The sequence below is a fragment of the Xanthocytophaga flava genome (assembly GCF_030068545.1).
GTDB classification, from domain to species: Bacteria; Bacteroidota; Bacteroidia; order Cytophagales; family 172606-1; genus Xanthocytophaga; species Xanthocytophaga flava.
Genome location: NZ_JASJOR010000011.1, coordinates 257,869 through 267,225, shown reverse-complemented (window position 1 = coordinate 267,225; position 9,357 = coordinate 257,869). Strand labels below are relative to the sequence as shown.

The window sequence follows — 9,357 nt, the reverse complement described above, 5'->3', positions numbered from 1 at the left end:
AGATAACTTCTTTCAAAAATACGCTGATAGAAAACGGTAAATCTTCTCTCGTATTTGACCACTGAAAAAGAAGGTAAATGCAACACCCGTCGAATATGGGCATTGCCTTTTTTACTGATCCGACCCAGACCTGCTCGTTTCCCTGATTGGTTTTCAATTACATCATAGCCGGCATAACTACACAATTGTGCCTGGTTTTCGATCAGGGCAAATCCGTCGGTTTCAGCTACAATCACGGCAAAAGTCATTAGCCCAATACCTTTGATTGAGTTGACACAGCTATACTTTTTAGCTAACTGTGGATCTTTCCCGATCACTTGTCGGATTTGCTCTTCGAGCGATTGGAGTTGGGTATGGAGGGTTTTGAGGATGGTTTTCAGTGACTTGCTGGCCTGTTTGGGTTCATACATACTTGCCTGTAAGGCCTGTAAGCGATTGGTTAGGGCTGTTTTCTGAATTTGCAAATCCTCATGCAAACGGGTTAAACTGCGTAAGTGATAAATAGCTTTGGAAACAGGTTTCCAACAGGGTAAACTTTTTTCTGCACACATTTGGGCCAGGCCTTTGGCATCCAATTTATCATTCTTGCTTTTGTAGCCCATGCTTTTTAGATACGCTCGGGCTTTATTGGCCAAAATCACATGAACCTGCATCATCTGTGCTTGTTTAACCTGCTCTTGTTTACTATATAAGAACCAGGCTATTTTCTCATGATAGATCCCGGTTGCCTCCAACAAAAAGTGTAAAGGAACCGAGTCACAGGCTTTGCCTGCATCTGCTTGAGTTGCTTGTGATTTGTGTTTAGAATGCTTATGGATCCAGATCCAAAAAGATTCAAATCCTTTTTCGGTATTGGCAAACTGGGTACTGGCTTTGACTTTGATCTGTAAATCAGGCAAAAGTACACTCAAACAGACTTTCAAGCTGTCTTTAGCGACATCGATTCCTACACAATATTTGAGAGGATTCACACAAGAAGAAGTGTTTGCAGAAGGAGTGCTCATACACATAAAATGGATAAGAAGTGAACAAAACGTAAAACGCAACTCTTGATAGAACTGCCTTGATAAAAATCTATTCACCCATCCTACTCCATTGGTTTAGCTCATAGAATGCAGAATCACTAGTTAAAATACGATGCTTAAAATACGATGCTTAAAATACGATGCAAAATAAAGCTAGTGTTCTTTGGTACTGTTCAACAGCAAAGAGAGGAAATCCTTGTAAGGCCTAAGTCCTTTTGATCGATAGTATTGAAAGAATAGCCTACTCAACATATCTATGTTTCTTTTAGGGCTCTTACAAGGGGTGAATAGTTTACTAACCAAGTATTTTATTCAAAATTGCACTTTTTCTTAACCTTTACAAGATATGAGTTTCTTTCAGAAGGACAGAGAAGGGAGATATCCTTACAGGAGGATAGGGAGGAGTAGATCCTTTCACAGGATAACAAAGGGTGATCATGCACAAAAAAGGAATTTCTTTAAGAGAGGGTATTTCAAAATACCTTGTTTGGCATATCACCACATCAAAATAGAATTAATAGTTAGGAATTATTCTCCAAAAATTCTGCTATAACCTTCAGCGCTTGCTGGGAAGCCTCACTCTGAATAGAAGCCAATGTCCATACATGTTTCTGTTTTTTGTAAACATGTAAATAGGATTCCTTCTGTATCTTCCGGATATAGGCGTAAAAGTTGTTACTATCATCCAGAAGAATTTCCTCTTCACCTGCCAGTATCAGAACAGGAGGAAATGCGTTGAAGGTGAGGAATTCTGGACTCGCTTTTTCCATAGGATTATCTCCTATATAGTCTTTGGCTGCTGCTTTCAGATATTCTGTATTGATAATATCTTTGTCCGCATTTTGCTGATGGGAAGGGTTGGTACAAGTAAGACTAATCCATGGCGAAAGTAATACTACAACCTGAGGCAACGATAAGTTGTGATCAAACATGGCAGCTATAGAAGAAATTGCCAGCCCTCCTCCTGCACTATCTCCCATTAACGTAAATGTATAATCAGGATACTGCTTTTGTAAGGTACTATACACAGCCAGTACATCATTCATTCCACCTGGATAAGGATGTTCAGGTGCCAATGAATAGTCAATAAACAGAATTTTTGTCTGGAACCGACTAGCAAAATGAGAGACCATGCTTTCATGGGATCGTATAGAGCCTACGGCAAAAGCTCCTCCATGTAGATACACAATCACTTTGTTTGTAATTGCCTGCTCTGGTGTAAACCAGAAACAGCTTATTCCATTAATTGTAATGGGTTCTACTTTTACTGACGAATCTTTGGGATAGGCTTTACCCAGTTCATCAAAACCCATCCGGCGTTGGAGCATATCTTGCATATATTTCTTTCTCATTAGAGTTATGTTTGCAAACGTATGTCCATTACTATATTTTTACAAGTAGTACACAAAAACTGTATTAGTATAGAAAACTATAGCTTTCTGGTAATGAGCACGAAAAAAAGAGAGAAAAAAGAAGAAATTTCATGTCCGGTTGAATATGCGGTTACCTTACTGAGCGGAAAGTGGAAATTACGCATCCTTCATGCCCTTATCAAAGAGAGTCCCAAACGCTTTAAGGTGCTGGAAAGAGAAATAACGGGCATCACTCCTACTATGCTTACCTCACAACTCCGCGAACTGGAAGAGGATGGCTTGGTCAGTCGCGAAATATTTCCAACCGTCCCTCCTACAGTAGAATACAGTTTAACAGAATTCGGCCAGACCACTATACCGATGATGCAGGAGATTAAAGTGTGGGGATTACGCCATAAAGAACGAAACCAGATCTCTGAAAATACTTAACATTCTGTGAAACGGACAGGTTAGGCAAGATCACGTGTTTTCAGCAAAGGATTTATCTGCTTTAGTAGGGGCAATACATATTTACCATACAAACCATGATAAACTTTGTAGATGTAAAACTAAAGATGAAACATAACGATGCAAAAATCTATCATAGAAAAACACTACAAAATGCCATTGGGTATTATTAAATGTGGATTAAACTCTCAAAAAGATATCAAATTAGTTGAAACAAAAAGTTATAGAAACGGGAAGTCTGAGATGTTCAAAACAAGCGAGCATAAAATTGAAATTATAGAATTTAAGATTCCCCTTCCTCTTTATAATGGTGAAATGATCACGGATAGCTTGGCTTGGATTTTTAGAATAGAAAAAATTTCTGCTATCAATGAGCTTCTTGAAACTTATTGTCTTCTTGACATAATTAGTAATAACATTAAATTTGATGTAACGACTGGACAAAACTTGAATGCAATAGAAGCTAGTAATAATGAGTGGATTTTACACATTGGTACAGAAGATGGTGAAATGTTGAATTTAAGAGCACAGGATAACAATTGGTTTCCTCAGAGGCTAGAAAGTAATCTTGAACTCTATCAAAAAATGACTGAAACCAGGAAAAATGGCTTTATGACTAAAATTCCAGATTTACAAGAAGGTGAGAAAATTCATATTCAATATTTAACAGCATATGATAAGAAGGAGATAGATAACGTAAATACTTGGCTGGCGGTTGATGAAGAAAAGAGAAACTTGGAAAAATGGATTGGATTAGAATAATTGACACTATTATTAGATAAGGTGATCCTATAGGCATTTCCGAATAAGAATAGTCATGAGTACCTAAAATCATTATTTATATAAACGGACTGTTGCTTACAATGAAGATAGCCATTACATGTCCGAATATGGAAGTAAAATGGAATTGATTTGTATCATATAATGCTGCTTTAGAGTAAAAGAACTATTACAAAGAGAGTTGTGATTACTTTAAACGTAACTGGAAGTGTGGTGCGTAGGGATAAAAATTCTGTAAGGCGAAGCTTTGGATTTTTTTTCCCTTTTTTGATATCACGCTGTGGCGTGACAAAAAAGGGACAGGGCGATAAGAAGAGATAGGTTCTGGGCTACAACTCAACTTTAGATACGAAAACAAAGAAGTTTGTAGAAGAACAATGATCAGAAATCTGAAATAACATTACAAACAAGCAAAAGAAAAACCGAGCCTTCAATCTTCTCAAAAGCGAAGGCTCTAGTCTCAACTCCTTTATTGTGCCGCATTTCGTACCCGTTCCACTTTTACAGGGTCTGTCACCGTTATCAGAAACTCTGGTGGCCGCATCACCCCTCCCATAAACACATTCGCCTGACGATATTCCATCTGACTGTCAACAGTTCGCATAGCAGAGAAATGCACTTCTTTTACGCCTGTATACTGCACCAGCTTGTGTACGTTCTTCTCATTGATACCAGATCCTGGCATAATACGAATACGGCCAGCTGCTTTTTGTACCAGTTCGGCAATCAGTTCCATTCCTTCGATAGCCGATTTTTCCAGCCCTGAGGTAAGTATCCGGTCCATCCCCAATGCAATACAATCTTCCAGTGCCTGATAAGGATCTGCTACCATGTCGAATGCCCGGTGAAAGGTAATGGGTAGCGGAGCAGCCAGTTCTTTCAGTTCTTTCATGCGAGGTATATCCACTCGTCCATCTGCTGTCAGGATACCTGTTACAATCCCATCAGCACCTAGCTGTTTGGCAGTCAGGATATCATGTTTCATTACCTCAAACTCATCGTCTGAATACAGAAAATCACCTCCACGCGGACGGATAATAACGAATAGTTGAATAGTTAAATTCTTACGGGCAATAGCAATAGTTCCTGCACTGGGTGTTGTACCTCCCTCCCAAAGATTCTCACACAACTCCACTCTATTCGCCCCTCCTTTTTGAGCCTCTATTGCAGAAATAGCAGAGTTCACACAAATTTCGACGGTAATTTGATCAGACATACTAAATTATTTTATTATTTTGAATTTCTTTGTCAAAAATACTTCCTAATAAAACCTTATCCAAACAAGCATTATGAATAACCGCAGACAGTTTCTGAAGATTTCTGCAATGGGAGCTGCATTCTTTTCGTATTTACGGGGCAATGGCACATCAGTTGATCAGCATATTAATCCAGGTAAAGCACCAGCAGGTGGACCAATCGTTCTTTCTACCTGGGACCACGGCATTCCGGCTAACCAGGCGGCCTGGGATATTCTAAGCAAAGGAGGACGGGCACTGGATGCTGTAGAAAAAGGAGTTATGGTACCTGAAGCTGATCCTAAAGTAAATACTGTAGGATATGGTGGTCTGCCTGATCGTGATGGAAAGGTAACACTGGATGCCTGTATTATGGATGAAAATGATAACTGTGGTTCGGTAGCATTCCTGCAAAATATTATGCATCCGATTTCAGTAGCCCGCAAAGTGATGGAGGATACTCCCCATGTAATGCTGGTTGGAGAAGGAGCACGTCAGTTTGCCTTGTCCAAAGGATTTAAAGAAGAGAATCTACTGACACCTGAGTCAGAGAAGGCATGGAAAGAATGGTTGAAAACAGCTAAATACGAACCTGTTATTAACATCGAACGTCACGATACTATTGGTATGATTGCGCTGGATGCCAATGGTAAATTATCTGGTGCCTGTACTACCAGTGGGATGGCCTTTAAAATGCACGGTCGTGTAGGTGATTCTCCTATTATTGGTGCAGGACTATATGTAGACAACGAAGTAGGTGCAGCATGTTCTACAGGTCTGGGTGAAGCGGTTATTCGTACAGTTGGTAGCCATCTGGTAGTGGAGCTGATGCGCCAGGGTATGTCTCCTCAGAAAGCATGTGTTACAGCGGTAGAGCGTATTAAAAAGAAATATCCGGGATATGATAAGATCCAGGTAGGTTTTCTTGCGCTAAATAAAAAAGGAGAGTATGGGGCGTATGCTATTCAGAAAGGCTTTAACTATGCGGTGTATAGTAATAGTGTTCAGAATAAATTATTTGATGCAAAAAGCTCTATGTAATTCTCAGATGATATGAGGCATTGTATTCAGCGCCTACACTCTCTTAGGAAGTGTAGGCGCTGTTTTATTTTGCGAATATATCTCTCTGTGTTTTGTTAGAGATCTCTTTCATCTCTAAATATTCTAGGAAAAAATCATTTTTCTCTGTCCTCTCAACTTTTTCCTGTTTTCTACCCTTTATTGTCCTTCTGGAAGAATCTCGTGACAAGACCGGCGACCTTTCGATTGGAGATAATTATTTTTCTCAGAAAACAAACGTGGCACTATTTGTCACAAGATTCTTACAGAAGGACAGGGAGGAAGCTTTTCTTTATTTACAGACCTCATTTCCATGAAAGATATGGGACACGACAAGCGACTTTCATTGTGGCAGAAAGATTCCCTACACACAGCTATAACCTTTCGCGTTTAAAGGTGGCGATCCTCTCTTTATAACTCTTTTGTTTTTCTTTACTCTTTTGGACTGCATTTCTAATTTCCTTTTTTTCAATGATTACTTAGCAGAACTACTATAGATCGTTCACCTACCCAATAGTCTGAATGGGTGATAGTTTCAGTTCCTTCTTTGAGGATATCTTCTCCTGAAGCCAGATAGGTGTTGATAATACGTGACCAGGGGCCGGGCTCCTGAATCACAAAGGGTAGACCTTCCCAGTAAGCATTGATCATTACATACAATGTCTTGCCAGATGAAAGTTTGAGACTAAATGCCAGACTACGGGAAGAGGGTTGAAAGTCAGGTTGGCCATTTACGCCATACCATCTCACATCATTTCGCCAGAAACGGCTTCGACTGATGCCATCCTGTTCTTTGCGGAAACGAATTAACGCTACAATAAACTGATGGAATCCTGAAAACTGATCAAGGCGATTCCAGTTTAACCAGCTGGTTTCATTGTCCTGATTATAGGCATTATTGTTTCCATTCTGGGTATGCAAAAATTCATCCCCAGCCACAAACATAGGTGTTCCGTTGGATAACATGAGAAGAGTAAAGAAATTCTTCGCCTGCCGTTGCCGTAACTGCATCACGGCCTCTGACACACCCATATCACCTTCTATACCACAATTCCAGCTTAGATTCGGCTCATGGCCATCGGTATTGTTATGTCCATTGGCTTGATTATGTTTCGAATTGTAGGCAACTGTATCATACAAGGTAAATCCGTCATGCGAATTGATATAATTTACACTCTGGTAGGAATGATAGGCATGAAAAGCATCTCCAGGGAATAAATCGTCGCTTCCATATAGGCGCTGAATCAATGCACCTACAAACCCGGCATCACTTTTAACAAACTGCCGGACATCATCCCGAAACTTGCCATTCCATTGTAACCAGGTAACTCCAGGAAAAGCCCTTCCCAGTTGATATACATCCACGGCATCCCAGGGTTCGGCAATCATTCGTACAGAGGACAATACCGGATCCGCTGCCAGTTGAGCAAAGATAGGAGTATCTCCTACCCTACCATCGGAAGTACGCGAAAACACCGAAGCCAAATCAAAACGAAAGCCGTCTACATGCATTTCGGTGACCCAGTAACGCAGGCAATCCATAATGAACTGCTGCGTAGCCGGATGATCTGTGCGTAACGTATTGCCAGTACCACTATAATTCAGATAAGGATTGGCAGGATCATGTTTCAACAGATAATAAGTACTGTTATCAATCCCTTTGAAATGATATACAGGCCCACCCTTGCCTCCTTCTACTGTATGGTTAAACACCACATCCAGAATCACCTCAATACCTGCTTTGTGGAGTTCGCGAACCATAGTTTTAAACTCTCGCATCGCTCCACCCGGTGTTTTGTCTGAAGAATAGGCCAGATGGGGCATAAAGAATCCAAGTGGCATATATCCCCAATAATTATTCTCCTGAGGATCAAACTGAAACACGGGCATAAGTTCAACAGCTGTAATCCCCAGCTCTTTCAGATAAGAGATTTTGGCAACAACTCCTGCAAAGGTTCCCTCCTGTCCAACTGGTACCTCTGCATTTGCACGACGTGTAAATCCCCTCACATGCATTTCATAGATGATCAGGTTATCTGTATGACGGACGGGTGTATCATTCTGCCAGTCAAAAGGAGCGGCTGCATCTTTTAACGATCGTAAACACCCCAAGGCTGCCTTTCCAGCATTGGATAATCCATCGCAAGCTGCCAACCGGTTAAATCCAGGAGGAAAGAAGATAGCCTTTGTATAGGGGTCCAGTAATATTTTTTTAGGATTGAAGGCGTGCCAGTAGGGTTCTTCTATGTTAACAGGACCATCTACCTGAAACGCATAATAGGCAGCACCCTGAATTTCTGATTCTTTGAGATAACAATGCCATACCCGCTGTGATTTATTGATCAATGGGTTAAGCACAATGGTATATTTGGGCAATTCATACTCCCCTTCTGCATATAGTAACAAACTTACTTTAGCGGCATGATTGGAATACAATGCCACGTTATAGGCTTTTACAATGGGGTTATAGCTGACACCTAATGGAATAGGTGAGCCTTCGATCAAAGTCCAGTCTGTTTGCATGGATACTGACGGATGAGAGTAAACAATATCAGTTAAATAAGCTGATCACAAAACAGAAAAGCGAAAGAATTATGCACAACAAAAGAACATATGTCCTTCGCTTCTCTTTCAAAAAAATATCAAAAAAGATCATTATATACTGATTTCCAAATATTTAACTTTACATCATAAATTCCAAGACAAACCTGTATTTATCTGACTAAATTTATAACTGGTAAATTCGTATCTGGCTAATCTGTTGATGTGACCAAGTGGAGCGGAAACCAAAATAACCTTCCTTTAAGGGATTCGGATCGTTATATAAAAAATAGCATTGGTCATTAACCCAGAAACTGATTTGATTACCCTTTACAATGATTCGGATATGATAGTCAATTCCTGGCTTCAATAAGTGTTCAGCATCCAGATACTCCTGTACCAATGTGCGCTCTCCATCATTGTATTTACGAAATCGGGTAGTAGTGTTGGTATTCCCTCCCATCCCAACATAATACAATGACAAACTATCGTAAGCCTCAAACTTTCCATTTCTTGTAAAGAGTTGAGGATTCTTAGGATCTGTAGCCATCCAAAACTGATTCAGGTCCGAAACACGGTCGTTAGGTTCTCCATTGAGTACAACTTTACGTGTATACTCAATCATATAATTCCCTTTCAGTTTTTTATTTAGCCATACAGTTACGCCTCCTTTGGTATTCAGGTCCAGGTATCCATTCTGAACGGAAACCGTTGAACCAGGCAATGGCTCGATCTCGGCAACCCAGTGGGTTGTATCTAATTTCCGCTCAAAATCATCTGAAAACACTAATCGTTTCTTTTCTTTTCGTTGTGCCTGTAGCTTTTGAACTCCCACCCCAACTAACAACAAGATAAGCGACAGACCAACTACCTTATTTATTTGCATAGTACAAACAG

General features: G+C 40.2%; 8 protein-coding genes. 3 read left to right on the top strand and 5 right to left on the bottom strand.

Annotated elements, in window-relative coordinates; all coding sequences use genetic code 11:
* The coding region (locus tag QNI15_RS17835) for an IS110 family transposase (RefSeq protein ID WP_314032843.1) at positions 1-971 on the bottom strand (971 nt) is incomplete at its 3' end.
* Between the two features lie 575 nt (positions 972-1,546).
* Positions 1,547-2,362: an alpha/beta hydrolase gene (locus QNI15_RS17830; protein ID WP_314032842.1), complete on the bottom strand. Its 816-nt coding sequence runs from the start codon at positions 2,360-2,362 to the stop codon at positions 1,547-1,549.
* 108 nt (positions 2,363-2,470) lie between these two features.
* Between QNI15_RS17830 and QNI15_RS17825 the strand changes: the two genes are divergently transcribed.
* Together QNI15_RS17825 and QNI15_RS17820 are read left to right on the top strand one after the other, a co-directional pair.
* Positions 2,471-2,827 carry a winged helix-turn-helix transcriptional regulator gene (locus QNI15_RS17825; protein ID WP_314032840.1) on the top strand — a complete coding sequence of 119 codons (357 nt, stop codon included), beginning with the start codon at positions 2,471-2,473 and terminating at the stop codon, positions 2,825-2,827.
* Between the two features lie 138 nt (positions 2,828-2,965).
* Positions 2,966-3,607, top strand: coding sequence for a hypothetical protein (locus tag QNI15_RS17820; RefSeq protein ID WP_314032838.1), 642 nt, complete (start codon positions 2,966-2,968; stop codon positions 3,605-3,607).
* A 487-nt stretch (positions 3,608-4,094) separates the two neighbouring features.
* Here the strand turns inward: QNI15_RS17820 and QNI15_RS17815 are convergent, their stop codons facing one another.
* Entirely contained in the window at positions 4,095-4,841 is a 747-nt protein-coding gene (locus QNI15_RS17815; protein ID WP_314032837.1) for a copper homeostasis protein CutC, read from the bottom strand.
* 73 nt (positions 4,842-4,914) lie between these two features.
* Here QNI15_RS17815 and QNI15_RS17810 point away from each other — a divergent pair, with 73 nt between their 5' ends.
* Complete coding sequence (locus tag QNI15_RS17810) at positions 4,915-5,901, top strand: isoaspartyl peptidase/L-asparaginase family protein (RefSeq protein WP_314032836.1); 987 nt, start codon at positions 4,915-4,917, stop codon at positions 5,899-5,901.
* 486 nt (positions 5,902-6,387) lie between these two features.
* Here the strand turns inward: QNI15_RS17810 and QNI15_RS17805 are convergent, their stop codons facing one another.
* Positions 6,388-8,442 carry a glycogen debranching protein gene (locus QNI15_RS17805; protein ID WP_314032835.1) on the bottom strand — a complete coding sequence of 685 codons (2,055 nt, stop codon included), beginning with the start codon at positions 8,440-8,442 and terminating at the stop codon, positions 6,388-6,390.
* A gap of 205 nt (positions 8,443-8,647) precedes the next feature.
* Positions 8,648-9,346, bottom strand: coding sequence for a DUF6250 domain-containing protein (locus tag QNI15_RS17800; RefSeq protein ID WP_313996050.1), 699 nt, complete (start codon positions 9,344-9,346; stop codon positions 8,648-8,650).
* Positions 9,347-9,357 lie beyond the last annotated feature (11 nt).